At 43.0% G+C, this 26757-nt stretch carries 26 protein-coding genes; 17 read left to right on the top strand and 9 right to left on the bottom strand.

The features are described 5' to 3' along the window. Positions 1 to 227: 227 nt before the first annotated feature. The 3 genes from opuD to CKW02_RS13845 all read right to left on the bottom strand — a co-directional run bounded on the left by opuD (position 228) and on the right by CKW02_RS13845 (position 3365). Positions 228 to 1760, bottom strand: a complete 1533-nt coding sequence (gene opuD, locus CKW02_RS13855; protein WP_003217541.1) for a glycine betaine transporter OpuD — start codon at positions 1758 to 1760, stop codon at positions 228 to 230. A 139-nt stretch (positions 1761 to 1899) separates the two neighbouring features. Then, positions 1900 to 2097: a hypothetical protein gene (locus CKW02_RS13850; protein WP_003217594.1), complete on the bottom strand. Its 198-nt coding sequence runs from the start codon at positions 2095 to 2097 to the stop codon at positions 1900 to 1902. Beyond that, entirely contained in the window at positions 2094 to 3365 is a 1272-nt protein-coding gene (locus CKW02_RS13845) for a BaiN/RdsA family NAD(P)/FAD-dependent oxidoreductase (RefSeq protein WP_003217733.1), read from the bottom strand. Before CKW02_RS13845 ends, CKW02_RS13850 begins: the two co-directional genes overlap by 4 nt. Before the next feature lie 175 nt (positions 3366 to 3540). Here CKW02_RS13845 and CKW02_RS13840 point away from each other — a divergent pair, with 175 nt between their 5' ends. Continuing rightward, positions 3541 to 5163: a putative polysaccharide biosynthesis protein gene (locus CKW02_RS13840; RefSeq protein WP_003217649.1), complete on the top strand. Its 1623-nt coding sequence runs from the start codon at positions 3541 to 3543 to the stop codon at positions 5161 to 5163. Between the two features lie 16 nt (positions 5164 to 5179). After that, complete coding sequence (locus tag CKW02_RS13835) at positions 5180 to 5896, top strand: pseudouridine synthase (protein ID WP_003217686.1); 717 nt, start codon at positions 5180 to 5182, stop codon at positions 5894 to 5896. Between the two features lie 84 nt (positions 5897 to 5980). Here the strand turns inward: CKW02_RS13835 and CKW02_RS13830 are convergent, their stop codons facing one another. Together CKW02_RS13830 and CKW02_RS13825 are read right to left on the bottom strand one after the other, a co-directional pair. Continuing rightward, on the bottom strand, positions 5981 to 6202 hold the full coding sequence (locus tag CKW02_RS13830) for a DeoR family transcriptional regulator (RefSeq protein WP_008356419.1): 222 nt from the start codon (positions 6200 to 6202) through the stop codon (positions 5981 to 5983). Positions 6203 to 6573: 371 nt separating this feature from the next. Further along, the gene (locus CKW02_RS13825; protein WP_003217731.1) at positions 6574 to 7872 is read right to left on the bottom strand and encodes an NCS2 family permease; all 1299 of its coding nucleotides are present in this window, start codon (positions 7870 to 7872) and stop codon (positions 6574 to 6576) included. 94 nt (positions 7873 to 7966) lie between these two features. Here CKW02_RS13825 and pepV point away from each other — a divergent pair, with 94 nt between their 5' ends. Next, on the top strand, positions 7967 to 9367 hold the full coding sequence (gene pepV, locus CKW02_RS13820; protein ID WP_003217592.1) for a dipeptidase PepV: 1401 nt from the start codon (positions 7967 to 7969) through the stop codon (positions 9365 to 9367). A 22-nt stretch (positions 9368 to 9389) separates the two neighbouring features. Next, a complete protein-coding gene (locus CKW02_RS13815) occupies positions 9390 to 10016 on the top strand; it encodes a Type 1 glutamine amidotransferase-like domain-containing protein (protein WP_003217567.1) in 627 nt (208 codons plus the stop codon). Between the two features lie 217 nt (positions 10017 to 10233). Here CKW02_RS13815 and cysK read toward each other — a convergent pair whose 3' ends face one another. Further along, positions 10234 to 11163, bottom strand: a complete 930-nt coding sequence (cysK, locus tag CKW02_RS13805; RefSeq protein WP_003217571.1) for a cysteine synthase A — start codon at positions 11161 to 11163, stop codon at positions 10234 to 10236. Between the two features lie 94 nt (positions 11164 to 11257). Between cysK and thpR the strand changes: the two genes are divergently transcribed. From thpR to CKW02_RS13785, 4 genes are all read left to right on the top strand, one after another. After that, positions 11258 to 11809, top strand: coding sequence for an RNA 2',3'-cyclic phosphodiesterase (gene thpR, locus CKW02_RS13800; RefSeq protein ID WP_003217661.1), 552 nt, complete (start codon positions 11258 to 11260; stop codon positions 11807 to 11809). A gap of 25 nt (positions 11810 to 11834) precedes the next feature. After that, positions 11835 to 12770 carry a hypothetical protein gene (locus CKW02_RS13795; RefSeq protein WP_003217558.1) on the top strand — a complete coding sequence of 312 codons (936 nt, stop codon included), beginning with the start codon at positions 11835 to 11837 and terminating at the stop codon, positions 12768 to 12770. Between the two features lie 48 nt (positions 12771 to 12818). After that, on the top strand, positions 12819 to 13748 hold the full coding sequence (locus CKW02_RS13790) for a YegS/Rv2252/BmrU family lipid kinase (protein ID WP_003217628.1): 930 nt from the start codon (positions 12819 to 12821) through the stop codon (positions 13746 to 13748). 285 nt (positions 13749 to 14033) lie between these two features. Further along, a complete protein-coding gene (locus CKW02_RS13785) occupies positions 14034 to 14834 on the top strand; it encodes a phosphotransferase family protein (RefSeq protein ID WP_189286481.1) in 801 nt (266 codons plus the stop codon). Here the strand turns inward: CKW02_RS13785 and CKW02_RS13780 are convergent. Further along, positions 14831 to 15106, bottom strand: a complete 276-nt coding sequence (locus CKW02_RS13780) for a YtzH-like family protein (protein ID WP_003217549.1) — start codon at positions 15104 to 15106, stop codon at positions 14831 to 14833. The genes CKW02_RS13785 and CKW02_RS13780 overlap by 4 nt on opposite strands. 188 nt (positions 15107 to 15294) lie before the next feature. On the opposite strand from CKW02_RS13780, the gene trmB reads away from it, so the two are divergent. From trmB to CKW02_RS13765, 3 genes are all read left to right on the top strand, one after another. Further along, complete coding sequence (gene trmB / locus CKW02_RS13775) at positions 15295 to 15936, top strand: tRNA (guanosine(46)-N7)-methyltransferase TrmB (protein WP_034620874.1); 642 nt, start codon at positions 15295 to 15297, stop codon at positions 15934 to 15936. Positions 15937 to 16051: 115 nt separating this feature from the next. Beyond that, positions 16052 to 16900: a YtnP family quorum-quenching lactonase gene (locus CKW02_RS13770; RefSeq protein ID WP_003217548.1), complete on the top strand. Its 849-nt coding sequence runs from the start codon at positions 16052 to 16054 to the stop codon at positions 16898 to 16900. 73 nt (positions 16901 to 16973) lie between these two features. Beyond that, the gene (locus CKW02_RS13765) at positions 16974 to 18671 is read left to right on the top strand and encodes an NAD-dependent malic enzyme (protein WP_003217562.1); all 1698 of its coding nucleotides are present in this window, start codon (positions 16974 to 16976) and stop codon (positions 18669 to 18671) included. Between the two features lie 43 nt (positions 18672 to 18714). On the opposite strand, the gene CKW02_RS13760 is transcribed toward CKW02_RS13765, so the two are convergent. Continuing rightward, the gene (locus CKW02_RS13760; RefSeq protein ID WP_003217759.1) at positions 18715 to 19029 is read right to left on the bottom strand and encodes a PepSY domain-containing protein; all 315 of its coding nucleotides are present in this window, start codon (positions 19027 to 19029) and stop codon (positions 18715 to 18717) included. A 199-nt stretch (positions 19030 to 19228) separates the two neighbouring features. Between CKW02_RS13760 and CKW02_RS13755 the strand changes: the two genes are divergently transcribed. Next, entirely contained in the window at positions 19229 to 20302 is a 1074-nt protein-coding gene (locus CKW02_RS13755) for a M42 family metallopeptidase (protein WP_003217679.1), read from the top strand. A gap of 42 nt (positions 20303 to 20344) precedes the next feature. On the opposite strand, the gene CKW02_RS13750 is transcribed toward CKW02_RS13755, so the two are convergent. After that, complete coding sequence (locus CKW02_RS13750) at positions 20345 to 20791, bottom strand: YtoQ family protein (RefSeq protein ID WP_003217634.1); 447 nt, start codon at positions 20789 to 20791, stop codon at positions 20345 to 20347. Between the two features lie 200 nt (positions 20792 to 20991). Between CKW02_RS13750 and CKW02_RS13745 the strand changes: the two genes are divergently transcribed. The 5 genes from CKW02_RS13745 (at position 20992) to CKW02_RS13725 (ending at position 26731) form a co-directional block, all read left to right on the top strand. Beyond that, on the top strand, positions 20992 to 22020 hold the full coding sequence (locus CKW02_RS13745) for a PTS sugar transporter subunit IIC (protein ID WP_034620876.1): 1029 nt from the start codon (positions 20992 to 20994) through the stop codon (positions 22018 to 22020). Beyond that, complete coding sequence (locus CKW02_RS13740) at positions 22007 to 22327, top strand: thioredoxin family protein (RefSeq protein ID WP_003217665.1); 321 nt, start codon at positions 22007 to 22009, stop codon at positions 22325 to 22327. The genes CKW02_RS13745 and CKW02_RS13740 overlap by 14 nt, the downstream gene beginning before the upstream one ends. A gap of 19 nt (positions 22328 to 22346) precedes the next feature. Beyond that, the gene (locus CKW02_RS13735; RefSeq protein WP_003217622.1) at positions 22347 to 23159 is read left to right on the top strand and encodes a DUF1444 domain-containing protein; all 813 of its coding nucleotides are present in this window, start codon (positions 22347 to 22349) and stop codon (positions 23157 to 23159) included. Positions 23160 to 23175: 16 nt separating this feature from the next. Beyond that, positions 23176 to 23781: a YtpR family tRNA-binding protein gene (gene ytpR, locus CKW02_RS13730; RefSeq protein WP_003217710.1), complete on the top strand. Its 606-nt coding sequence runs from the start codon at positions 23176 to 23178 to the stop codon at positions 23779 to 23781. A gap of 196 nt (positions 23782 to 23977) precedes the next feature. Next, positions 23978 to 26731 carry a DNA translocase FtsK gene (locus tag CKW02_RS13725; protein ID WP_003217641.1) on the top strand — a complete coding sequence of 918 codons (2754 nt, stop codon included), beginning with the start codon at positions 23978 to 23980 and terminating at the stop codon, positions 26729 to 26731. The last annotated feature ends 26 nt before the right edge of the window (positions 26732 to 26757 follow it).

Genomic DNA, 26757 nt, shown 5'->3' with positions numbered 1-26757 from the left:
TGAGGAACGGCTTTCAGCGTGTAGACAAACCCTCGCATTCGGTGTCAGTCCTGCGCGTCGGTACTCCCGAATGTTAAATTCGCTCCGTTCCGGTGCTCGTCCTTCCTAGACTGCAAAGGTTTTCTATCACGCTGAAAAGAAGACAAAGGGCTAAAATAAACATCATTTTAGCCCTTTGTCAACAATCTGAAAGCCGTTCTTATGAGGAACGGCTTTTTCGCTTGAGATTATGCTTTTTTTACTCTTGGACTTCGTGGTTTACTGACTTTATTGGCTTGCTTGATGGCTCTTCGTTCATCATTCAATGACTTGTACAGTGAGACAATCATCAAAATAATGACAACGGAGAACGGCAAGGCTGCGAGCTTGGCTGTATTTTGCAGGGCTTCAAGTCCCCCTGAAAATAAAAGTACGGCAGCAACAGAAGATTGGATGATACCCCAGCTAACTTTGACACTGCCAGAAGGGTTCAATGATCCATAGGTTGTCTGCATTCCAAGCACAAATGTAGCTGAATCAGCCGATGTAATAAAGAATATAGCGATTAAAATAAGTGCTAGAATCGATGTGATCATCGCCAGCGGATATTCATTTAGTACACCGAAGAGCATTGTTTCTGTTGATAGACCCGCAACATCGACAATATTCTTTTGCTGTAAATCCATCGCAGATACACCGAAAATCGAGAACCATAGGAATACTAGGATAGAAGGAGCCACTAAGACACCTACTAAAAATTCTCGAATCGTTCGTCCGCGTGACACCCTTGCGATAAAGATTCCGACAAATGGTGCCCAAGAAATCCACCATGCCCAATAAAAGATTGTCCATCCATTAATCCATTCTCTCTTCTCAGGATCATTTGGAGATAGACGGAAGCTCATTTGAACGATGTTGGATAAGTATTGCCCAATTGAGTCAGTAAATGAATTTAAGATAAAAACAGTTGGACCTACCAAAAGTAAGAAAAACATCAGAACAGCTGCTAATACCATGTTGATATTACTTAAATATTTAATGCCTTTTCCAATCCCGCTTAGAGCAGATGCAAGGAAAAGCACCGTCACAATCATGATAATGATCAATTGTGTGCTAAAAGCATTCGGAATGTGAAACAGGTAATTCAACCCACCGTTTATTTGTGCCGCGCCTAATCCTAGGCTTGTCGCAACACCAACTACAGTTGCAAATACCGCAATACAATCGATGGTTTTTCCGATCCATCCATTCGTTTTATTTCCTAAAACCGGCTGCAACGTTGCACTGATTAAGCCAGGTGCATCTTTTCTAAATTTAAAGTAAGCAATACAAAGTGCAACAATGGCATAAATAGCCCATGCATGAAGCCCCCAATGGAAAAAAGTATATCGAAGGGAATCTCGGAATGCCTGCGCCGTTTCAGTATCACCCGTTGGTGACTGGATGGCATAGTGGCTGATCGGTTCAGCTGCTCCGTAAAAAACAAGACCAATTCCCATACCGGCACTAAATAGCATCGCAAACCAAGAAAATAAGCCGAATTCAGGCTCTTCCCCAGGTTTTCCTAGCGTAATCTTACCGATTGGGCTAAAAATAAAGAATAGACAAAAGCCGACGAGTAGTGACACCACTAACAAGTAATACCAGCCAAAGTCATTTGTAATGTATGTTTGAATTTGATCTGTGACATTTTGCAGTGTTTCTGGAGAAAAAGCTCCCCATATGACGGCAACAAATGTGATCGCAATCACAATCCAAAATACACTTGATACGTTTTTCACACCATCTCACTCTCCTGTTGTTCTACACGTTTAAGCAGAGGATTTACTTAATATCCCCTAACTCAACTAATTTCAAACAAAAAGAGGCGAGCTTCTCACTCGACCTCTACTTTACCGTAACATGTTTTGCTTCCATTAATCAACTATCGATATGTGAAGATGATTTTTCTTCGATTCGTTTACGAAGACGATAAACGTATTCTTTTAAACAAACAGCGAAGATGGTAAACGCCAAAACAATGGCTACTTTTAAAGGGTTAATGGACAGCTTCAAGAAAAAAGCGGCTGTCAAGCTAATAACGACTGCAAATACAATTGGAAATGCACGTCTGATCATTGATCTCTCTCCTTTGCTTCTAGTGCAGCATTCATACCAGCAAGTCTGCCTGTTACAAGTGCTGACGTGATATTGTATCCGCCTGTATAACCATGGATGTCTAGAATTTCTCCGCAGAAATAAAGACCGGGCATTTTTTTAGACGCCATTTTCTTCGGTTCAATTTCTTTCACAGAAACGCCGCCTCCTGTGACAAACGCTTTGTCCAAAGAGAGTGTACCATTGGCATGAACGATAAAATGTTTGCAATCATGGGCGAATGCGCGCAGTTTGTCCTTAGCAAGACCAGAAAAAGTGTCTTGCGGATCTATACCGTTCCTCTCTAACAAAAACAATAAATAGCGTTCTTGCATCCAAGACTTTAGGACATTTTTAATGGCTTTTTTTGGTTCATCTTTTAGGTCTCGATGAAGCTTTTGGAAAAGCTCTTCGTCATTAAGCTTCGGATATAAGTCTATTTGCAGACGGACGACCTGCTGCTTTTTCAATTCTTTCACCACAAATCCGCTGCATCTAAGAACAGCTGGGCCGGATAAGCCAAAGTGTGTAAAGATCATATCCATGACATGTGTGACGACAGGTTTTCCCTTTTTATTTAAAACGCTGACAGCCACACTTCTTAAAGAAAGCCCTTGGAGCACTTTTTCTTTTATAAAACGTTCATCTGATGTGACCGGTACTTCTGTTGGGAAGAGCTCTGTAATCGTATGACCAGCGGCTTCTGCCCATGCGTAGCCGTCACCAGTAGAACCAGTATGCGGCACACTTTTTCCGCCAACAGCAATCACAACGGATTTACTTGAAATTTTTTCATCATTATTTGTAACAATTCCGGCTGCTTGTCCGTCTTGATACAGAACTGTTTTAATCTTCTCATTCGTTCGAATGGTCACATTGAGGTTACGGAGCCTGTCTAAAAGGGCATCCACAACAGATTGTGCTTTGTTTGAGACAGGGAACATACGTCCATGGTCTTCTTCTTTAAGTTCAATGCCGAGGTTTTCAAAAAACGAAATAATATCCTCGTTATTGAACTCAGAAAATGCACTATATAAAAAACGGCCGTTTCCGGGAATATGCTTGATGATTTCTTCTACTGGAAGGCGATTGGTGACGTTACAGCGTCCACCGCCAGAAATGGCGAGCTTTCTGCCAAGCTTGGTTCCTTTGTCAATTAACAGAACAGTTGCACCGTGCTCTGCTGATGCAATAGCGGCCATCAGTCCAGAAGGTCCACCGCCAATGACAATGACATCATAATGTTTCATGTTACATTCCTCTTTCTACTTTCAGTCATTTATCTATTATAACGAAAATTGGGGAAGGCTGAAATATGAATTGATTGGTTTTGTGCCTTCTGTATTGGATTTGTTACCTGTGCGTCGAAATGATGTGGTAAAATAGTTGAGTTGAATATTCATTAGAAAAATGGTGGTTAAGCGCATGTCTAATAAACTGCTTCGTGGTACGTTGGTTTTAACGATAGGGACTTATCTCTCTCGTATTCTTGGTATGATTTATTTAATTCCATTTAGCGCAATGGTTGGAGCTACTGGTGGAGCGCTATTTCAATATGGATACAATCAGTATACGATCTTTTTAAGTATTGCTACGCTTGGTTTTCCAACAGCGGTATCAAAATTTGTTTCTAAATATAATGCAATTGGCGATTATGAGACAACGAGAAAAATGTTCAGGGCGGGTATGTCGGTCATGCTTGTCACCGGGATTATCGCTTTTTCTCTTTTATATTTGAGTGCACCAATTTTCGCCAAGATTCAGCTTGGCGGATCAAATGAAACAGGCGGTTTGACCGTCGACCAAGTGGTATATGTGATTCGGATGGTCAGTTTAGGTCTTTTGGTTGTACCAATTATGAGTCTCGTGCGAGGGTTCTTCCAAGGACACTCTATGATGGGACCGACAGCTGTTTCCCAAGTCATCGAGCAGCTTGTCAGAATCATCTTCCTATTAACAGCAACGTTTATTATTTTAAAAGTGCTTGACGGCGGTCTTGTCATCGCTGTCGGATATGCTACATTTGCAGCACTTATCGGCGCATTTGGCGGCTTATTCACGCTTTATTTATATTGGCTGAAGCGCAAGGATCGGCTCTTATCCATGCAGCCGAATACAGGTGCTTCCTCTGACTTATCTTATAAGCAAATGTTTACAGAGCTATTTAGCTATGCCGCACCGTATGTGTTTGTTGGACTGGCGATTCCAATTTATTCTTATATAGATACAAACACGATTAACAGAGCCATGATTGCATCAGGCCATCAGGATATTAGTACAGCGGTATTGTCTATTGTGACGTTATATTTACCGAAGCTCGTGATGATTCCTGTGTCCCTTGCAACAGCGTTTGGCTTAACCTTGATTCCAACGATTACGGAATCATTTACAGCTCGTAACTACAAGCTGCTCAATAGACAAATTGATCAGACGATGCAGGTTATATTATTTTTCGTGCTGCCTGCTTCATTTGGTATCTCGGCATTGGCTGGACCGGTTTATTGGTTTTTCTATCCGTCTGTTCATCCTGAGATTGGGATGTCTATTTTGTTCTGGTATGCACCTGTTGCGTTATTGTTTTCCTTATTCACCATTAATGCAGCGATTTTGCAGGGAATTAACAAACAAAAATTTGCCATCGTCAGTCTGTTGTTAGGGATCATCATTAAAACGGTTCTGAACATTCCGCTAATCAGCTGGCTGCAAGGAAATGGTTCTGTGCTTGCGACTGCGTTAGGCTATAGTGCGTCCATCTTGTATATGTTTATCATGATTAAGCGCCATGCCGGCTATTCGTTCCGCAGGATTTTCAAACGATTTATTCTCATTGGTATTTTGACTGCGATTATGGCTGTAGTGGCGTATGCGACATGTCAGCTTGTGAGCCAAGTGATTTCGTATGAAGGTGGAATTATTAACGCGGGTATCGTCATTTTGATTTCAATGATCACTGGCGGCGGTGTGTATCTGTTCTTGTCATATAAGGTAGGATTACTTGAGCGTGTACTCGGCAGCCGTATGCCCAAATTTTTAAGAAAAAAGAGTTAAGAAGAGGTGGAGTTTCATGAGGCTTGATAAATTGCTTGCTAGCAGCGGCTTTGGTTCAAGAAAAGATGTAAAGAAGCTGGTCAAGGCACGGGCAGTCACCGTGAATGGAGAACTGGCGAAGCAGGTGAAAGATCATGTTGATCCATCGAATGATGAAGTGCTCGTACACGGAGAGCGTGTAGAATATAAAGAATTCATTTACTTAATGATGAACAAACCAGATGGTGTCATCTCAGCTACTGAAGATTTGCGGGATGAAACGGTCGTCGATTTACTTGAGCCGGAGGATATCGCAAGGGAGCCATTTCCTGTTGGGAGACTAGACAAGGATACAGTCGGTCTTCTCCTCCTCACAAATGATGGACAGCTTGCTCATCAATTACTTTCTCCAAAAAAGCATGTGCCAAAAACGTACGAGGTTCATTTGAAATATCCATTAGGAGATCAAGACATCAAGCGTCTTGAAGAGGGTGTTGTCATTTTAGATGATTACCGCACGAAGCCGGCAAAGGTTGAAGTAGATGCGAATGAAAGTGAAGATACACGCATTCGTTTAACAATTACTGAAGGAAAGTACCATCAAGTGAAGCTGATGGCGCAAGCAGTGGGAAATGAAGTCATCTTTTTAAAAAGACGCTCGATGGGGGCTGTCTCTTTAGATGAAGATCTAGCGCCAGGGGAGTACCGTGAATTGACGGACGAAGAATTAGACAGCTTAATCAATCGACCATAAATGTAGAACAAAAGAAAAGAAGACAAAAGAAAAGAACCGGCATGTCGCCGGTTCTTTTTGTTATATGGACAGTTCATTATACGCTTAAGATGATATTTTTACTTTTTTTCTCGTTGTTTCCCATTTGCCTCTGCTTGGACTATGAACAAGATCGTTATAGGCAAGCACGTTTAAGTCTCTTTGAATGGTTCTAGGTGTGATCCCGAATTCATCAACCAGTTCTTGTGTCGTCACAAGACCTTTCTCTTGAATGAACATATAGACTGATTTTATTCGAGTCATCATACGGTTTGTTGAAGGTTTCAAAAAACCACTCCCTATCAATAAGATCGGATGGACTTGACTAACCACAACTTACTACACTAAAACTGCGAAATAAGGACATGCAACAATGGTAAATGTTCGTGTTTCTTAATGTTTTATTCTATTATACACGTTATTATGCATCTAGTTCCACCAAAAAGTCAACTTTACATGTTATTTAACTTGTCTTCATGAATCGAAACATGGTATATACCATGTTTTGAATTCGGTTACAACCCAATGGGCGTAAGGCGTATCGAGAATACTGTCACATTCAAACGTCCAAAAATGAAACACAGAAAATTTACAAAATAAAAAATTCACTCATCTTAAAAAGACACATCCCTTGTTAGAATGTGCCTTTTTTGTTTCTGTTATCCTTCTAAGAAAAAGAGCTGAATGAAAAATAAAATGGCAAAGATGAGAACAAGTACATGTACTTCTCTCCATTTCCCTTTTGCCAGTTTCACAAGTGGATATGAAATAAATCCAAGTGAAATTCCGGTTGAAATACTAGATGTCAGCGGCATGGAAAGGATCACTAGAAAAGCAGGGAATGCTTCGTCTAGCTCGTTCCAGCGAATGCGTGACACGGAGTTCATCATCAAGCACCCGACAATGATGAGAACAGGTGATGTGATGGATGGTAAAGAAGAAATGGCTTGAACGAGCGGGCCAAAAAACAATGCCACAATAAACAATGCAGCGACCGTTAAAGACGTTAGCCCGGTTCTTCCGCCAGCAGCAACCCCAGATGATGATTCAATATAAGCTGTCGTTGGGCTTGTTCCAAACATAGAACCGATCGTCGTTGCAGCAGAGTCAGCGAGCAGGGCTCTGCGTACCTTTGGCAGCTGCCCATTTTTCATGAGTCCTGCTTGTTCGGCCACTCCGATCATTGTGCCCGTTGTATCAAAAATCGTCACTAGTAAGAAGGAGAAGACGACAGCGTATAAATGATGAGAGAATACATCGCCGAAGGCAGCGAATGGGTTTGTAATCAGCATGCCTTCTGGTAGTGCAGGGATGTCCATCAGCATTTTCGGAAAATGAAGCTGGCCTGTTACGACCGCAATCAGTGTCGTCGCTAACATGCCGATAAACAGAGCGCCATTTACTTGAAGTACCATTAAAATAACAGAGATCATTAAGCCGACAAGCGTTAAAATGACAACAGGCGAGCTTAAGTTGCCAAGCTTCACTAAATTTTCTGGGTCAGCTGCGATAATCCCAGACTGACGGAGCCCGATAAAAGCAATAAAAAGCCCGATTCCGGCTGTAATGCCGTATTTTAAATTATCTGGAATGGCTTGAATCAGTTGTTTTCTAAGGGATGTTAACGATAAAATAACAAAGAGTATACCAGCAACAAATACCGCACTGAACGCTGTTTGATAGCTGATGCCGCCACCACCGACAACTGTAAAGGTGAAATAGACATTCAGCCCCATGCCTGGTGCAATCGCAATCGGATAGTTTGCAAATAGTGCCATCCAGAGCGTACCGACGACAGCAGCGATAATTGTTGCAGTAAAGACTTGGTCAAAAGGAATGCCTGCTTTTGAAAGAATTCCTGGGTTAACGGCAACAATATATACCATAGTAAAGAATGTCGTCATACCAGCGATTAATTCTCTCTTTATGTTGGTTTGGTTTTCTTTTAACTGAAACATAAAATCCTCCATTTACGAACATTATTACAAAACAATTAATATAATATTCGTTTTAAGGGTGGATTGCAACCTTTTTTCAAGGAGGAATGGAAAAATGAATTGGGAAGCTGAAGTCATACGAAAAAAAGACGATTTGATTGAGGACACACAATCTTTTTTACAAATTGAAAGTGTCCTTGATGAAGAAGGTGGAAAAGAAGGAAAGCCATTTGGTGAAAAAGTCGATCAGGCCCTTCAGTATATGCTGAAAAAAGGGGAAGACGAAGGATTCACAGTCAAGAATGTGGATGGCTATGCAGGTCATATTGAATATGGAGAAGGCGAAGACATTGTAGGTGTGCTATGCCATGTGGACGTTGTGCCTGCTGGTGACGGCTGGACAACCCCGCCATTTTCAGCGGACATAAGAGAAAATAAAATATTTGCACGAGGCGCCATTGATGATAAAGGGCCAACCATGGCGGCTTTCTACGCACTGAAGATGTTAAAAGATACGGGGATGAAGCTGTCAAAAAAGATTCGAATGATCATTGGAACAGATGAAGAAAGTGATTGGCGCTGTGTGGACCATTATTTCAAGCATGAGGCGATGCCGCAAATTGGATTTGCACCAGATGCTGATTTTCCGATTATTCATGCTGAAAAAGGGATCATTGATGCCATTGTGTCATTTACATATCAACATACAGAACAACATCAGCGCTATACGCTCAAGCAATTCACATCGGGTATGCGGCTGAATATGGTGCCGGATGAGGCAACTGCCACTGTGACAGCGGCACAAGAACACGATGCTGAATCATTAAAAACAGCTTTTGAAGCTTATCTTGCTGACAATCAATTATCAGGTGAGGTAAAGAATGTAGCGGATGGACTGCATTTCACATTAAAAGGTGAATCAGTTCATGCTATGGAGCCGGCGCATGGCATCAATGCGGGCATTCATATGGCCAATTTCCTATGTGGACAAGAATTAGATGAAGACGGGCTTGCTTTTACCTCTCAAATCAATGCTTTATTTGATCAGGATACAAGAGGGAAAAAGCTGGGGATTGCTTGCAAAGATGACATTAGCGGAGATTTGACCTTGAATGTTGGCACGATCCGCTATACACAAAGCGAGGAAGCGAAGCTAGGATTAAATGTCCGCTATCCAGTGACAGCAGACGGCAAGGACGTTAAAAAAGGGATCGAAGGCATCAAAGGGGCTACCCTTCTAAAATTTGATGACAGCCCCCCGCATCACGTCTCAAAAGATCACCCGCTTGTCAAAACATTGCAGCGGGTATATGAGGAACAAACGGGAGATCCAGCTCACCTGATTGCCATTGGTGGAGGAACGTATGCGAGATCTTTAGAAGCAGGCGTTGCCTTTGGTCCTCTCTTCCCTGGCAGACCAGATTGCGCACACCAGAAGGATGAATATATCGAAATCGATGATCTACTAAGAGCAACCGCTCTATATGCACAAGCCATGTATGAATTGGCAAAATAGAGAAAGAGAAGAGGGATTCACAGTGAAAAAAATGTTCTTATGCTCTTCATTCAAAGACAGCTATTCTCTCTTATCTGACTTTACGGGTGAATCATTAAAAGGAAAACGCGTGACATTTTTCCCAACAGCTAGTGCTGTGGAAGAAGTCACGCACTATGTGGAGGCAGCGAAAGAAGCCTTTCATCAACTCGGTATGCAGCTAGAAATCGTTCAAATAGCTGAGCAGTCTACCGAAGAAATCATAAAGATGATAAAACAAAATGATGTGGTGTACGTATCAGGAGGCAACACCTTCTATTTGCTGCAGGAATTGAGAAAGCACGGTCTCGATGACGTGCTAAAAGAAGAAATCAATAAAGGCAAGTTGTACATCGGCGAATCCGCAGGGAGTATCATTATGGCGCCAAGCATTGAATATATCTCCGTGATGGATGATCGGCAGAAGGCACCAGAGCTTTCATCTTATCAAGGATTCAATGAGATAAGCTACTGTCCGGTACCGCATATGTACAATACCTATTTAGGCGAGGCTGCGCAGCAAATCATGGAGCAGTATGAGCAGACGCTCGATTTATGCCCGCTTACTGATGAGCAGGCTTTACTCATCACAGGGGAGCAGGCTGAGGTGAAGTCCGACAAATCGTCCTAGCCTTGAAACAGCATGTAGACAAACCCTCGCATTCGGTGTCAGTCCTGCGCGCCGGTACTCACGAATGTCAAATTCGCTCCGTTCCGGTGCTCGCCCTTCCTAGGGCTGCAAAGGTTTTCTAACACGCTGATAAGAAGACAAAGGGCTAAAATCAAGATCATTTTAGCCCTTTGTCAACAATCTGAAAGGAACAGGGATTCATGACCCTGTTCCTTTTTTAATCTTGAAAAACATCACTTGATAAGTATCGTTCGCCTGTATCTGCTGTCATACAGATCACGATTTGATCTGCCGGCAATTGCTTGGCTGTTTCAATCGCAGCATAGCAGGCTGCGCCAGAGGATGGACCAACTAAAATTCCTTCAAGCCGGGCAAGCTGACGTGTGATATTGTACGCATCTTCATCGCTTACTTGCACGATTTCATCATAGACATGCTCGTTTAAAATTTTGGGAATAAATCCTGGGCTTGTGCCAACAAGTTTATGTTTACCAGGTGTCCCGCCAGATAAGACTGGAGATCCCTTCGGCTCTGCCACACGTATGGTCAAATGAGGGAAAGCCTTCTTTAATTCCTCTCCAGTGCCTGTAATGGTTCCGCCAGTTCCTGCTGTTGCGACAAAGGCTCCAAAGGGCTTGCCAAGTTGTTTGACAGCTTCCATGATTTCAACAGCCGTTGTGCCTCTATGGGCATCTGGATTCGCTCTATTATCAAATTGCATCGGGATAAAGCTATGAGGAATTTGAGCTGCCAGCTCCTCTGCCTTGCGAATACAGCCTGGCATTTTTTCTTCTCCTGGGGTTAAAACGACCTGCGCCCCGTAAGCCTTCAAAATATTGATTCGTTCCTTTGTCATCGTATCAGGCATCACAAGGATGGCTTGATACCCTCTAGCTGCTGCATTCATAGCTAAACCAATCCCTGTATTCCCACTCGTCGGTTCAATAATGGTCGCTCCTTTTGTAAGCTTTCCTTGCCTTTCAGCCTCGACGATCATATTGTAAGCAGCGCGGTCCTTCACACTGCCGCTAGGATTAAACGATTCCAGCTTTAAATAAACAGCTGCCGCATTGTCTGGCTGAAGCCGCTGTAATTGAACAAGTGGTGTATCGCCAATCAGCTCCGCTATATTTTGTGCAACCTTCATCATGTGACACCCTTTCTTCTCATTCCGCATTTCTTTAGTTATACTATCATCAATGGGGATTCGTAAAGTTTGTTATAAAAGGACAGGTGATATTGTGTCAGAAAACCGTCATTATTTTATTGGGGTTCACATCCCTGAACAACTTGCGCATCAAATCAAAAAAGACATTGATCAAAGAAGCGGACTGTCTTTTCAAAAATGGACAGCACCACATGATTATCATGTGACCTTGATCTTTTTAGGTGCCATTCCTGATGAGCGCTTAAAGAAGATCATCGAGCTGCTTGAGATCCTCTCAAAGGAAGCCACTGCATTTTCACTAGAGCTGAATGAGGTCGGACAGTTTGGCACGAAGGAACGCCCGAGAGTCTTTTTTGCAAAACCTAATGAAAGTGAACCACTCATGCAATTAAGAGAAAAGGTGAGAGAAGCCGTATTGTCAGCAGGACATCCTGTTGAAAAGAGACCGTTTCATCCGCATATGACGATTGCGCGCAAATGGAACGCGGATCACTCTTTTGCAGAACAAGCGCCTTTACGCAAAGAGCCATACGTGATAGAGGTTTCTTGTATGACTCTATATGAAATACGCCCGAGAGAAACCCCGCGTTATCACGCAATCAAACAATTTGCACTACATAAATGATTCTAAAAGTTGGAGTGAGCAGCAGATGGCGCAAATTATCAAAATTCAAGATTATATATCACGATATGAACAAGACCCGCATCACTACATCAATCAATTCATTCGATTGAAAAAGCAAAGGTGGGACGAGTTAAAAAAAGCTTCAAAAGAGAAGACGCAGCATTCATTTGACCAAATCTCTGAACAAGCGCCTGAACAAGAGGAGGAAAAGAGAAAGAAATTCTCCTTAAAGAGAAAGCAAAAAGAAGCCGATATGAAGAAGGAACGGGACCTGAGTCTTTTTAACGAGCCGACAGATATAGAGCAAGGTGTCTTTACAAACGTTCCTACAGATGAAACGAATCTCATTCATTTTTTTAAGGATCATCTATATGATGTTCAATTAAAATGGGCGAGCTCGACGATTTCCAACATTTCGACCGTTTCCCATCACATTCGGTATGACGAAAAGCTGCGCATGCTTGCTAGGCAGCTTCCGGATTCATATTTTGTGATGTACAAACCGGTGCTGCTCATTCAAAAAGCAGAGATGGAATTATGTCCAGTCCTCATTACGCCGCTGGAAGTGATTTGTTTATCCTTCTTAGAGGCAGAGCCTGACAGCGTATATATCGGAACGAAAGAACGTTTTTGGGAAAAGCGGGCGAATGGGAAAGCGGTTCAGTCCGTTTTGAATCCTTGCGCAAGCCTTCTACGCTCTGGCACCGTCGTGTCAAAGATCTTACAGCAAAGCGGTGTCCATCTTCCTGTGAAAAAAATCCTGATCAGCCGTACCTCTTATATTGACTTACCGGAAGTTCCATACGGGATGGAGGTTGTCGATAAGAAGAAGGCGGAAGATTGGTTTGAAAAGCAGCGGAAAAATACTGCGCCGACAAAGCATCAGCAATTTAAGGCGACAAAAGCATTGCTTGCTTATGGTGAATCAGACAGCAAAAGAAGGCAGGAATGGCTCGATTAAAGGCATAATGGAAGGTCACGAAAAAAGAGACCTGAGTGGAGCTAATATATGAATGAATGGTACTTTATCGTTAATCCAGCAGCAGGACATGGAAAAGGACTTCGTACATGGAGGAGCATAGAGAAAGAACTACAAAGGGTGGAGATCTCATATCGATCGTTTCTCACCCAGCATGAAGGTCATGCAGAAGTATTGGCAAGACAAATTAGCGCCATGCAAGATGACAGGCTAAAGCGCCTGATTGTCATTGGCGGTGACGGAACCATTCATGAAGTCCTAAATGGCTTAAAGGAAATGGATCATGTGCAGCTAAGCTTTGTCCCCGCCGGTCATTGGAATGATGCGGCGAAGGGCCTTGGCATCCATCGTCAAGATGTCCTAAAAGAAGTGAGGAAGCAAAAAAGAATGCTCACCAAAACATTTTCACTCGGCTCCTTTCAAGATCACGCAGAAAGCGCACAATCCGTTCTCTTTCTCAATCATATTGGTGCTGGGTTTGATGCGCATGTGCTAAGGAAAACAGTGCATTTCAGAGGAAAAAAGTGGCTGAAACGACTGGGGCTTGGGTTTATCATCTACCCGCTGTCATTTCTCCATTCTTTATGGTCCTTTAAGCCGTTCGACCTTGCACTGTTTATTGAAAACGAGAAGAAGGTCTTTCGCCAAGTGTGGTTTGTGATTGTTTGTAATCACCCCTATTACGGAGGCGGGCTGGAAGCAGCGCCAGAAGTAAGCGCAAGGCAGCCAGGCTTTCAAACACTCGTTGTCACAGATTTGAATCCATTTAAAGTGCTCTTGTTTCTAAGTGCGATGGTGTTTCGCAAGCACCTTGGAATGAAGGGCGTTACCCTGTTTCAGCACGAAGAAGCGTACTTGGAGGCAGATGGAAAAATCTTATTTCATGCAGATGGAGAAGTGATTGGCGCAACGCCTGTTTTTGTGAAGGCGAGTGAGTACTCCTTAAAATTACGTGCTTAAATCACTTATCGTGAATGTCTTAGTCAAAGAACCATGAAAAAAGCCTTTCTTTTCATAAGGTTCTTGTCCTGATTTTCTAGTTTTGCTTGACGAGTATAAGAAGGTAACGATAAAATCTATAGGACGGCTATTGTTTAGCATCTCATTCTCAATAGCTGTCCTTTTTGTTTTTATGATCATATAAATAAAAAAAGAAACAGCCTATTGACCTTCAATCGGCTGAATTTTGTCGACTAAAAAAGCACGATTTAAAATATTTTAAGAAATGATGGGTTGAAAATTGATATGAACTGGTTGGGACAAATATTAGGTAGCGAATGGCACATCTCTCCTGCTGGAGGCGCTACGGGAGATGCGTACTTCGCAACACACAATGACCAAAAGCTATTTTTAAAACGCAATACGTCACCGTTTCTTGCGGTTTTGTCAGCTGAAGGCATTGTGCCGAAGCTTGTCTGGACAAAACGTATGGAAAATGGGGATGTCATCACTGCGCAGCACTGGCTGAGCGGCAGAGAGCTGAAGCCAAAGGACATGAATGACCGTCCTGTCGCAGAGCAGCTAAGAAAAATTCATACATCGAAAGAATTGCTTGATATGCTGAAGCGATTAGAGAAGCACTCTCTAGACCCAGCATCCATTCTGAAGCATTTAAAACAGTCCATATTTAAAGAGCAAATTGATTCGCGCGACGTCACACGTGCTATCCAGTACTTAGAGAAGCATGTGGAGGCAGTTCAATTTGAAGACAAGGTCGTGTGTCATTGTGACCTGAATCATAATAATTGGCTGCTGACAGATGAAAACCAGCTTTACTTGATCGATTGGGATGGGGCGATGATTGCTGACCCAGCCATTGATCTTGGACCACTTTTATACCATTATGTTGAAGAAGAGAACTGGGAAAGCTGGCTCTCAATGTACGGTGCCCCGCTGACAGACAATTTGCGAAAACGCATGGCTTGGTACGTCCTCGCTGAAACCGTATCGTTTGTCGTGTGGCATAAAAGAAAAGGGAATGAAAAAGCGCAGCAAGAAGTGCAAGCGGAGCTGAGCGCACTCTTACAGCGGTTAAACATTCATTAAGAGAGAGGAATATTCTCGATCCACTCTGACAAATGCGATTGATGCGCCTCAATATGTGCATCGATTGAACTGACAGAAGTACCCTTTTGGCTGTAATCATGAATATCTGTTAATAATTGACGAATGTCGGCATCAAGGTCTTCTTTTGCCAGCATGAATTGAATCACGCGTCCCACCTGTTCATATTCTGCAACAGTCCCGCAGCAATCCAACTGGTGATCGGTTAAAATATCTTTGATTAATTGAAGCTGATGTTGACGGTTTAATCCCATACGTATGCTCCTTTTCTGCGTGTCATTTATGTGGTTAAACTGTGCATTCAGCGCCCAATTTATACATGCGGCAGACCAGCTCAAGCGAAGGGCTGGTCTTTTTCATATGCGCATAAAGATGCTGTCTTGCGGGTCTTTATGTTTCATGGTATCTTGATAAAATGTAAAGAAAATAGAGGTGTATCAAATTGAGAATGCGACATAAACCATGGGCTGATGATTACTTAGCTGAAAATGCTCATATTGCCTTAGCAAGCCCCGAGCAATATAAAGGGAAATGGCATGAGCTGTTTGGAAATGATCATCCAATCCATATTGAAGTTGGCACAGGAAAAGGGAGCTTTATCGCTGGAATGGGCAAGCTTCATCCTGATACCAACTATATTGGCATTGAATTATTTAAAAGTGTCATTGTGACAGCAGTAGATAAAATCAAAGAGACAGATGTTGAAAATGTAAAGCTCTTGAACATTAATGCGGAAACGCTGACAGATGTGTTTGCGGAAAATGAGATTGACCGAGTGTATTTGAATTTCTCTGATCCGTGGCCAAAAGCAAGACATGAAAAGCGCAGATTGACGTTTAAGGCCTTTTTAGAGCGATATGAACATATTCTCCGTCCAGGCGGTGAATTGCATTTCAAAACAGATAACCGCGGGTTATTTGAATATTCCTTAAAGAGCTTTTCTGCATATGGCCTTCTTTTAACGTATGTAAGCTTAGATTTACATAAGGACGGACTAGAAGGAAATGTGATGACGGAATACGAAGAGAAATTCTCGTCTATGGGACAACCTATCTATCGATCAGAAGTGAAATTTTCAGAATAACAAGTGACATCAAGCTGGCTGCAAAAAGAATTGCAGTCAGCTTTTTTCATGAAAAGATTGATGCATGCGATTTTCAGCTGTATTTGCTACGATAGAAAAAGGAGGGATGACAGCAATGGAGACAATGAACATAGGTGACATGGAACTGTTCTGGTTAAACGGGGGAGATACACACATGGACGGAGGTGCGATGTTTGGTGTGGTGCCAAAGCCGTTATGGTCAAAAAAATACCCGGTGAACGATCGCAATCAAATTGAACTGCGGTGTGACCCAATCCTCATACGGTGGAATGGTCTCCATTTTTTAGTGGATTCTGGCATCGGATCAGGGAAGCTGACGGATAAACAAAAACGCAATTACGGCGTAACAGAAGAGACAAAATTGGAAAAGTCACTCGCGGCACTCGGCCTGCAAACAGCAGATATTGATTACGTCTTAATGACACATCTTCACTTTGATCATGCAAGCGGATTAACAAAACTCGAAGGAGAAAAGCTCGTGTCTGTTTTTCCGCAAGCAAAAATCATCACATCCAAAATCGAATGGGATGAAATGAGGGCGCCTAACATCCGCTCAAGAAATACATATTGGAAAGAAAACTGGGAGCCTATAGCAGATCAAGTGGTGCCATTTGAAGAAAGCATCGAAGTAATAGAAGGCATTGAGCTGCATCATACAGGCGGTCATAGCAATGGCCATAGCATCTTAACGCTCACAAGTCAGGGTGAAACAGCGATTCATTTAGCTGACATTATGCCAACGCACGCTCATAAAAATCCATTATGGGTCTTGGCATATGATGATTACCCAATGACCTCAATTCCAGCTAAGCAAAAATGGCAGGCATTTGCAGAAGAAAAAAATGCGTGGTACTTGTTTTATCATGATGCGATTTTTTGCGCTGTTAAGTGGGATGAAGATGGGCAAATCACACATGAAGTCAAAAGAGAAACAGGAAAATAAAAGATCATCTGCATGTTTTTTCGCCTTTCACACAAAATAACGACAAAATGAACTTGTGAAAGGAAGAGTGCAGGTGAACCAATTTTATCGTGTACATGGTGATGTCATTGAAACACCATTAAGAGGGATGGAAGTCATGTCCGTCCCTTATTTAAACAAAGGGGTTGCATTTACGAAGGAAGAGCGGGAAGAGCTTGGTTTAAAGGGCTTTCTACCACCTAAAGTTTTAACATTAGAGGATCAGGCAAAGCGTGCATATGAGCAGTTCAAGGCACAGCCAGATGAACTGGGGAAAAATGTGTATTTAACATCACTTCATGACAGAAACGAAGTGCTTTTTTACAAATTACTAAATGAGCACTTGGCAGAGATGCTGCCGATTGTCTATACACCGACAGTTGGAACAGCCATTCAGCGTTATAGCCACGAGTATCGAAAGCCAAGGGGGCTTTATTTATCAATTGATGACTTGGAAGGCATGGAAGAGATCTTTGCCTCTTACGGTGTGGATGAATCCATTGACTTAATCGTTGCGACAGATGCAGAAGGCATTTTAGGTATTGGAGACTGGGGTGTTGGCGGTATTGCCATTTCAGTCGGGAAACTTGCTGTTTATACAGCTGCAGCAGGCATTGATCCTAGCCGCGTGCTGGCCGTAGTGCTTGATGCGGGGACGAACCAAGAAAGTCTCTTGAATGATCCGCTTTATGTTGGAAATCAGCATTCTCGCGTTCGAGGCGAGCGTTATGATCAGTTTATCGATCAATATGTAGAGCTTGCCCGCGCAACCTTTCCAAATGCCCTCCTTCACTGGGAAGACTTTGGGACAAAAAATGCACGAGCCATATTGGAAAAATATAAGGAACGGATTTGTACATTTAATGATGACATTCAAGGGACTGGAGCTGTTTCACTTGCTGCGGTTATGGCATGTGCAAAAGCTTCGAAGGTTCCGCTGAAAGATCACCGAATCGTCATTTTCGGAGCGGGTACGGCAGGGATTGGTATAGCGGAGCAGATCCGTGATGCGATTGTCAGAGACGGAGTCAAAGAAGAGGAATCATATGATCATTTCTGGTGTATTGATAAAACAGGTTTACTTACAGATGATTCGCCTGACATTCAGCCATTTCAAAAGCCATATGCAAGACGTTCTGACGAAGTAAAGGATTATGCCCGTAACGGTCCTAAGCATTCCATTGATTTATTAGAGGTCGTCAAACAGGCAAAACCAACCATCTTAATTGGCACCTCGACAGTAGGAGGAGCATTTACAGAGGAAATTGTGAAAGAAATGGCGTCACACGTAGAGCGCCCAGCGATTTTACCGATGTCGAACCCGACACCTCTTTCAGAAGCAAAGCCTGAAGATCTCATTGAGTGGACAGAAGGACGCGCCCTCGTGACAACAGGAAGCCCATTTGATCCTGTCGAATATGGCGGCGTCACATATGAAATTGGGCAAGCAAATAATGCTCTTGTGTTCCCAGGGCTTGGCCTTGGAACGATTGTGTCTAAAGCACGCCTCATGACAGACAGCATGTTTGTTGCGAGTGCTGAAGCGATTGCCAGCATGGTCAATGTCGGAAAGCCGGGTGCAGCGATGCTGCCAAGTGTCGATCAGCTTCGAACCGTTTCAGCGACAGTAGCTGTTCGTGTGGCGCAAGCAGCGATCGATGAAGGAATTGCAGAGGAAACGCCTGATGACCTTATTCAGGCTGTACAGGACGCTATGTGGCATCCTGTGTACAAAAAAATCAAAGCCATATAAAAAAGAAGCTTCGCAAGGACACAACTTTGCGAAGCTTTCTTTATCAAGCCACAGAATCAATGACATCCACAATCATGCCTGTTTTGGCATCAATCATGACTTCGTACTGTTCAAGCTCGCCAAAGGCTGAGCGAGTAATGCCAGATTTGTACACATCAATCGTTTCACCATTTACGGTATATGGTTCTGGTACAGTATAAATCCAAGAGCCATCAATCGGGCCGCGCTGTTTAAAAGCGGATTTCACAATTTTTAATGCTTTTTCAGACGAGATATACGTAGGGAAAAATACTTTCTTTGCAACAATTGCAGCGGCTACGCCAATACTCGCACCAATCAGAACATGTTTTAACTTCAACGTGCTGCACCTCCGTATTGCTGTTTTTTCCATTATACAAAACTTGTCCATTGATGTTAAGGAATCCGAATACTTGAAAGCATATTCAAAATTTCTGGAGAGATACTTGGAAAACCGAAAGAATTCTTATAGTATAAAGTGAGTGTTATTTTTATAGGAATATATATGGTCATTACATAGAAACGAGGTAAATCGTAGAATGAATGAAGAAACATTGTCGCTTTTCCGAAATTTAACAGAATTACAAGGTACCCCAGGTAATGAGCACCATGTGCGTGCTTTTATGAAAAAGGAACTTGAGAAATATTCTGACGAACTCATTCAGGATCGTCTTGGCGGTGTGTTTGGGGTACGCAAGGGGCCAGAGAACGCACCTAAAATCATGGTGGCTGGTCATATGGATGAAGTGGGATTCATGGTTTCATCCATTACGAAAAACGGGATGATCCGCTTCCAAACACTCGGCGGCTGGTGGAGTCAAGTCATGCTGGCGCAGCGTGTCGATGTTCATACCGATCACGGGCCAATTCCTGGTGTCGTCTCTAGTACACCACCTCATCTTCTAACACCAGAACAAAAAAGCAAACCTGTGAAACCATCAGACATGCTCATTGATATTGGGGCAGACAGTGAAGAAGAGGCAAAAGAGCTTGGCATTCGTCCAGGACAGCAAATCGTGCCTGCAACAGTCTTTACCCCAATGGCGAATCCTAAAAAGATTTTAGCGAAGGCTTGGGATAACCGCTATGGCTGCGGACTTGCGATTGAATTATTAAAAGAAATAAAAGACGAACCACTTTCATGTCATCTGTATTCTGGTGCAACGGTTCAGGAAGAAGTAGGTCTTAGAGGGGCAGAAGTAGCTGCGAATATGATTCAGCCAGATCTGTTCTTTGCTTTAGATGCAAGCCCTGCAAACGATGTGACAGGTGACAAAACCCAATTCGGCCAGCTTGGAAAAGGTGCACTTCTGCGTATTTTTGATCGAACCATGATTACGCACCGCGGCATGAGAGATTTTGTGCTCGATACGGCTGAGTCAAACAGTATTCCATACCAATACTTCGTATCACCAGGTGGTACAGACGCTGGACGTGTGCATATTTCAAACCAAGGCGTGCCTTCTGCTGTCATTGGGGTATGTGCCCGCTACATTCACACAAGTCATTCAGTATTGCATGTGGATGATTATGCAGCGGCAAAAGAATTAATTGTCCGTCTTGTGAAAAACTGTGATCAAAGTACAGTGGATTCTATTTATCAACAGGTGTAAATGTAATCAAAAGGCTGCCTCTTTCAAGAGAGCAGCCTTTTTTTATTGCTGTTCAAACACGTAAGATAACGCTTTGATCGCTTGGTTCACGGTTTCCACAGTGATATTCGCTTTGTTTGATAGCTCCTTTAACGGATGGTGCAGTTCTTTTGGGCGGATCAAAATGAGAGGTTTCCCTTTAGCGATGGCAGCAGATGCATCCATCGCCGTGTTCCACTGTTTATATTTCTCACCAAAGCGGGCAATGACGACGTCTGCCTTGTTTAATAGGATCTCAGTACGAAAATTGTTCAAATCAGAAGCGGCATCATCTTTGAATATGGCATTCGGCTGCTCACCTAAAATGTCCTCACCAATGTGATCGGAGCGGTCATGATTCTCCATTGGACCAACAAATGTCACTGGCAGTTTCAACGATTGGCTTTTCTCCTTGATTTCATCGCGCCACTGGCTATGAATTTCTCCTGCTAAATAGACGGTTAATTGCATAACGATCTCCTCCTTTTGTACAAACTTAGTAAAGGTTTGCCCTGTTTCTTTTCATGTTACACAAGAAGTGCTTGATAAAGCAAAAAAAATATGATTATGATATTCATGGTAGAAACTATTTTTCATCGTAAGAATACTACATATAATGGGAAGGACAGGCCTCTTCGTCTTCCCTATGAGAAAGCAGGAAGACGACGTTGATGACTTATTTGAAAAGAAAGGGGATCTCCCTTTCGCCAAAAGTGTATTTCATTGAAGCACTCTCTTTTATGGCTTTAGGTCTATTTGCTACATTAGTAGTAGGTCTGATTTTAAAAACAGCAGGCGGTCTGTTATCACTTCCGCTCATCATCAAAATGGGAACACTCGCAATGGGGCTCATGGGACCAGCGATTGGCGTAGCCGTTGCATACCGGTTACAGGCATCTCCATTGATCATTTTTGCAAGTGTTGTCTCAGGCGCTGCAGGAGCAGAGCTTGGTGGACCTGCTGGAAGCTTTGTCGCAGCATTAATTGGTGTAGAACTCGGCAAACTGGTCAGTGGTGAGACAAAAATTGATATCATTTTGACACCGCTTGTCACCATCATCACTGGTTTTTCCACCGCCACTTTGATCGGTCCAGGGATTGAAGCCATGATGACAGGGCTTGGCAGGCTCATTATGTGGGGGACTGACCAAAGTCCGCTCATCATGGGCATGCTAGTAGCAACCATTGTTGGACTTGCCCTCAGCTCACCGATTTCAAGCGCTGCGCTTGCGCTCATGCTTGACTTAAGCGGAACAGCTGCTGGTGCTGCAACGATTGGCTGCTGCGCTCAAATGGTCGGTTTTGCCGCTGCAGGCTTTAGAGAAAATCGTTTTGGCGGTCTTGCAGCTGTCGGTATTGGCACGTCAAAATTGCAGCTGCCGAACATTGTGAAAAATCCCCTTATCCTTATTCCACCGACGATAGCGGGCCTCATTCTCGCGCCAATTGGTATTATTGGCTTTGGGATGGTCAATAATGCGGCAGGGGCAGGAATGGGAACGAGTGGCCTTGTTGGACAGCTCATGACACTGACCGTTATGGGATTTCATCCATCCGTTTTTCTAGCAATCGCTCTTTTGCATATCGTTGGCCCGGCAGTGATTAGTTTGGTAGTATCAGAATGGATGCGAAAGAAAGGCTATATACAATTCGGAGATTTAACCATACAAACTGGAGGAATGAAACATGAAAAAAATTGAATCTAACGAAGAATTACAAAAAGTAATTCAAGAAGACTTAACAGTATTGCTATTTTCAGCGGACTGGTGCCCGGACTGCACCTTTATCGAACCATTCTTACCAGAGCTTGAAGCAAACTACCCAGAATTTGAGTACTTCTATGTGGATAGAGATCAATTTATTGACACTTGCGCAGAGTGGGAAATTTACGGCATTCCAAGCTTTTTAGTTTTTAAAAATGGGCAAGAGATTAACCGCTTTGTCAGCAAGGATCGTAAAACGAAGGAAGAGATTGAAGCATTTTTAACAGATTCTCTTTCTAAATAATGAAAGGAGAGTCTAAATCATGGCAAAAATGACATCAAGACAGCTTGCGAACGAACTCAAAAGCCGTCTGACAAATGACAGCTGGTCACACCAGTTTGACCGAGAAAAAGATACGCTTCGTATTGAAGATAAACAAACAGGCAAAGGGATCACACTAGAGCTCCCGCCAATCATTGCAAAGTGGGAAGTAAAGCCTGATGAAACATTGGATGAGATCGTCTATTATGTGAAAGAGGCGCTAAGTGCCATGAAAGGCGAAGCGCAGCACATCTCAGGAAAAGAAAAGCAAATTTATCCCGTCATTCGATCCACTTCCTTTCCTGAGGCATCAAGTGACGAGATTCCGCTCGTGTTTGATGAGCATACAGCTGAAACGAGAATCTACTATGCACTTGACCTTGGAAGCACCTATAGATTAATTGATGAAAAGATGCTTCAAAAGGAAAACTGGACAAAAGAACGAATCAGGGAAACTGCAAGCTTCAATGTCCGCTCACTTGAAACTGTGGTGAAAATGGATGAAGTGGCAGGCAACCGGTTTTATTTCTTCCGTGCAAATGACGGATATGATGCCAGCAGACTTTTAAATGAATCGATTTTACAAGAATACGCGCAAAAAATAGAAGGACAGATGGCCATCTCTGTCCCCCATCAAGATGTATTCATCATTGCAGATATTCGCAATGAATCAGGCTATGATATTTTAGGACAGATGTCGATGAGCTTCTTCGCCAGCGGCACGGTTCCGATTACCGCATTGTCATTTTTATATGATGAGGGCAAGCTTGAACCGATCTTTATTCTTGCTAAAAGCAGACCAAAACAGCAGTAGAAGGGAATTTTGAAGAATGAACGTTTTTTATAATGCAGAAGGTGTAGGCGACACACTTCTTATTTCATTGAAAGATGTGACGAGAGAAGAAGTAGGTCATGAGACGTTTGGAGATGTCGTAAGAATCTTCAATCAAGAAACAAAAGAAACAACAGGCTTTAATATCTTCAATGCATCCACTTACATGAAAATTGAAGAAAACGGATCTGTACCGCTTTCTGAAACACTTGTTCAAGATATGAACGAAATTTTAAACCGCAACGGTGTCAGTGAAACGTTGACTGTGGATCTATCACCAAAATTTGTTGTCGGTTATGTAAAGGAAAAAGAAAAGCATCCGAATGCAGATAAATTAAACATTTGCCAAGTGGATGTTGGCGATGAAACATTACAAATCGTGTGCGGTGCCCCAAACGTTGATCAAGGGCAATATGTCGTGGTTGCGAAGGTTGGGGCGGTGATGCCAAGCGGTTTAATCATCAAAGATGCTGAGCTAAGAGGTGTTCCATCAAGCGGAATGATTTGTTCAGCAAAAGAACTAGATCTTCCAGACGCGCCTGCTGAAAAAGGGATTCTTGTTCTAGAAGGAAGCCATCAAGCTGGCGAACCCTTTCAAGCATAACCTCCCATAAACGGGCACATCAGAGCGAAGAATGTGTTATACCAAAAGTCACTAAGTACGTACTTAGTGACTTTTTTTCATCTACAGACAGCACAAATAGCAAAGACCGGCACTTTTCTCGCTTTTCTGCATGAAAAAGCAATGGTATACTAAAAATCGCCCAAGAAAACGTAAGGGGAGTTAAAGTGAGTGATAAATGATGAGTTGGTTAGATAAATTTTTTAGTGTATTTTTAGGAGAAGAAAAGAAAGAAGAAAAAGCTGTGAGACCTGAGGAAGGTCCAGTTGCACCAAAGCAGCCAGTTTTTGAACAGCATAAAGAATATAAAAAAATTGAAGATACAAAAGTCTATTATGAATATCCGACAGGCAACTTCCGCTTTCCGCTCGTTCCAGATGAACCTCAGCGTGACGGAGTAAAGCAGGAAAGAAGACGCCCAAAGCAAGGCCAGCCAAAGGCTAAGCAGAAGACCTATGAGTCAAAACAAACGGTTCAGCCTGACATTCATAAAAAGCCATTCAAACCAGAGCAAATTCCATCACCGATCTATGGCTATCATCAGGATATGCGTCCGAAACGAACAGAGTCGAAAGAAGAATCATCTTCTGTTCAAATGAAAGCAGCAGAAACAGCGCAGCGCGTCACCCTGTTATCAGAAGAGGCAGAGCGTGAACGAAATGTCAGACAGCAAATGAACATTCCATCAATACGGAAAGAAAATCGTATGGAAGAAACAGTTTCAGCGCCAGCAGAAGAAAGAGTGGACATGCAAACAGACGTGACCCCGCTTACTTTGCAAGAGGAGCTCGCTTATCACGATCACGTCCAATCGACGATGGAGCGTTTAAATGACGAGCCTTTCATTCAAACAGAGGAAAAAGAGCCAGCCTTTTCTGAGCCTCAAGACCATATTGAAGCTGACTTACATCATCAGCAAGCCGAAGTATATCACAAGCCGCCGGTAGAGTCTGAGCCTGTACCTGTACAGGATGTTTCCAGTGGAAACGAAGAAATACAGGACGAGCCGGTAGAACAGTTTGTAGATCATACGAAGGAAATAGAACCGTTGACATTCGAAACAGCGGAAGACACGCATTCCGCAATTGAAATGGAAGTAGACATGCCGGCAGAAGAAGTAGAGGTACTAGACGTCATCTCAGCAGAACCAGTCGAGGAAATAGCAGCTGATTCCTTAGAAGACCATCAAGAAGAAGTGCCAGCGGCAGCATTGGAAGAAACAGAGCCAGTTGCCGAGCATGATCTGCAAGAAGAGCAATTGATAGAAGAAGCGGAAATAGTAGAAGATCAAGTGATGCCAATAGAACAAGTAGCAGACGAACAGACCGCTACTGAACGAGTAGAATCTGTCATAGAGCAGCAAGAAAAGCAAGAACAAGTGCATGAAGTGATGGAAGAAAAACCGAAACAGGCATCTCCTCAGCCACAACGTGCAAGTGGACAAACCTCAACGGTTCCTTTTAACGTCATGATGTTAAAAAGTGATCAGCGCGTGCAAGGACAAAAGAAAGCAGCAGATGCCCAAGGATATGTGTTTCCAAGCCTCGCCCTTTTAGACGTACCTCCAGCTCAAAAAGAAGAGGACGGGACATGGGTGAAAGAGCGAGCAGAGCTACTCAATGCCACGCTGAAAAATTTCAATGTCAGAGCAAGTGTGGTTCATGTCACGCAAGGCCCATCTGTGACAAGGTTTGAAGTACATCCAGAACCAGGGGTCAAAGTGAACAAAATCACGAACCTGTCAGATGATATTAAACTCAGTTTGTCCGCAAAGGATATTCGAATTGAAGCACCGATACCAGGAAAGAACACGATCGGGATCGAAGTGCCGAACCTTCACAGTAAAATGGTTTTCTTACGAGAGATGATCAGAAGCAGTGCATTTAGAGATAATCCATCTCCTTTAACAGCAGCACTCGGATTAGATATCTCAGGACAACCTGTTGTCGTTGATTTGCAAAAAATGCCGCATGGCTTAATTGCTGGAGCAACCGGTTCAGGAAAAAGTGTCTGCATCAATACCATTTTAGTGAGCTTAATGTTTAAAGCATCACCAGATGAAGTGAAAATGCTTTTAATCGACCCTAAAATGGTCGAATTAGCGCCGTATAATCATATTCCGCATCTCGTGAGTCCTGTTATTACCGATGCGAAGACAGCGACAGCTGCTCTGAAATGGGTAGTGGATGAAATGGAAAGACGCTACGAGCTGTTTGCGCACTCTGGTGTGAGAGAAATCAAACGATTCAATGAGCTTGTCAAAGAAAAACAAATGGGTGAAAAACTACCTTATCTTGTCGTGGTGATTGATGAGCTTGCTGATTTAATGATGGTCGCACCAAATGAAGTCGAAGAAAGCATTTGCCGAATCGCGCAAAAAGCAAGAGCATGCGGCATTCACTTATTGATTGCCACACAAAGACCTTCTGTTGATGTCATCACAGGTCTGATTAAAGCCAATATTCCAACAAGAATTGCATTCTCTGTCTCAAGTCAGGTAGATTCTAGAACGATCATCGACATGGCAGGTGCAGAAAAGCTTCTCGGAAAAGGAGACATGCTTTTCTTAGAAAATGGCTCCGGCAAGCCGACGAGGCTGCAAGGGAACTTTGTATCAGACCGCGAGATCGATCAAGTGGTGGCACATGTTAGAAAACAGCGTAAGCCGGTGTTCCTTTTCGAACAGGAGGAATTAATGCTCCAAGGCTCTGCGATTACAGATGAAGACGAATTGTTTATGGATGCCTGCCGTTTTGCCATTGAGCAGAATAGCGCTAGTACATCGAGTTTGCAGAGAAGATTTAGAATTGGCTACAATCGTGCAGCCAGATTGATCGACATGATGGAACGCGAGGGCATGATCTCTGGTGCAAAAGGCAGTAAGCCAAGGGAAGTCCTCATGACACTGAGTGACTTAGAACAGCTGATCTAAACAAACCACTTCATTTTTTTCATAAA

The sequence above is a fragment of the Bacillus pumilus genome, assembly GCF_900186955.1.
Classification (GTDB): domain Bacteria; phylum Bacillota; class Bacilli; order Bacillales; family Bacillaceae; genus Bacillus; species Bacillus pumilus.
This window is presented reverse-complemented; position numbering and strand designations above follow the sequence as displayed.

Bases quoted from the DNA above. Each gene is read 5' to 3' on its own strand.
- CKW02_RS13850 (WP_003217594.1), bottom strand. From the start codon at position 2,097: ATGATCAGACGTGCATTTCCAATTGTATTTGCAGTCGTTATTAGCTTG.
- CKW02_RS13845 (WP_003217733.1), bottom strand. From the start codon at position 3,365: ATGAAACATTATGATGTCATTGTCATTGGCGGTGGACCTTCTGGACTG.
- CKW02_RS13840 (WP_003217649.1), top strand. From the start codon at position 3,541: ATGTCTAATAAACTGCTTCGTGGTACGTTGGTTTTAACGATAGGGACT.
- CKW02_RS13835 (WP_003217686.1), top strand. From the start codon at position 5,180: ATGAGGCTTGATAAATTGCTTGCTAGCAGCGGCTTTGGTTCAAGAAAA.
- CKW02_RS13825 (WP_003217731.1), bottom strand. From the start codon at position 7,872: ATGTTTCAGTTAAAAGAAAACCAAACCAACATAAAGAGAGAATTAATC.
- pepV (WP_003217592.1), top strand. From the start codon at position 7,967: ATGAATTGGGAAGCTGAAGTCATACGAAAAAAAGACGATTTGATTGAG.
- cysK (WP_003217571.1), bottom strand. From the start codon at position 11,163: ATGAAGGTTGCACAAAATATAGCGGAGCTGATTGGCGATACACCACTT.
- CKW02_RS13795 (WP_003217558.1), top strand. From the start codon at position 11,835: ATGGCGCAAATTATCAAAATTCAAGATTATATATCACGATATGAACAA.
- CKW02_RS13790 (WP_003217628.1), top strand. From the start codon at position 12,819: ATGAATGAATGGTACTTTATCGTTAATCCAGCAGCAGGACATGGAAAA.
- CKW02_RS13785 (WP_189286481.1), top strand. From the start codon at position 14,034: ATGAACTGGTTGGGACAAATATTAGGTAGCGAATGGCACATCTCTCCT.
- CKW02_RS13780 (WP_003217549.1), bottom strand. From the start codon at position 15,106: ATGGGATTAAACCGTCAACATCAGCTTCAATTAATCAAAGATATTTTA.
- CKW02_RS13770 (WP_003217548.1), top strand. From the start codon at position 16,052: ATGGAGACAATGAACATAGGTGACATGGAACTGTTCTGGTTAAACGGG.
- CKW02_RS13755 (WP_003217679.1), top strand. From the start codon at position 19,229: ATGAATGAAGAAACATTGTCGCTTTTCCGAAATTTAACAGAATTACAA.
- CKW02_RS13750 (WP_003217634.1), bottom strand. From the start codon at position 20,791: ATGCAATTAACCGTCTATTTAGCAGGAGAAATTCATAGCCAGTGGCGC.
- CKW02_RS13745 (WP_034620876.1), top strand. From the start codon at position 20,992: ATGACTTATTTGAAAAGAAAGGGGATCTCCCTTTCGCCAAAAGTGTAT.
- CKW02_RS13740 (WP_003217665.1), top strand. From the start codon at position 22,007: ATGAAAAAAATTGAATCTAACGAAGAATTACAAAAAGTAATTCAAGAA.
- CKW02_RS13735 (WP_003217622.1), top strand. From the start codon at position 22,347: ATGGCAAAAATGACATCAAGACAGCTTGCGAACGAACTCAAAAGCCGT.
- ytpR (WP_003217710.1), top strand. From the start codon at position 23,176: ATGAACGTTTTTTATAATGCAGAAGGTGTAGGCGACACACTTCTTATT.
- CKW02_RS13725 (WP_003217641.1), top strand. From the start codon at position 23,978: ATGATGAGTTGGTTAGATAAATTTTTTAGTGTATTTTTAGGAGAAGAA.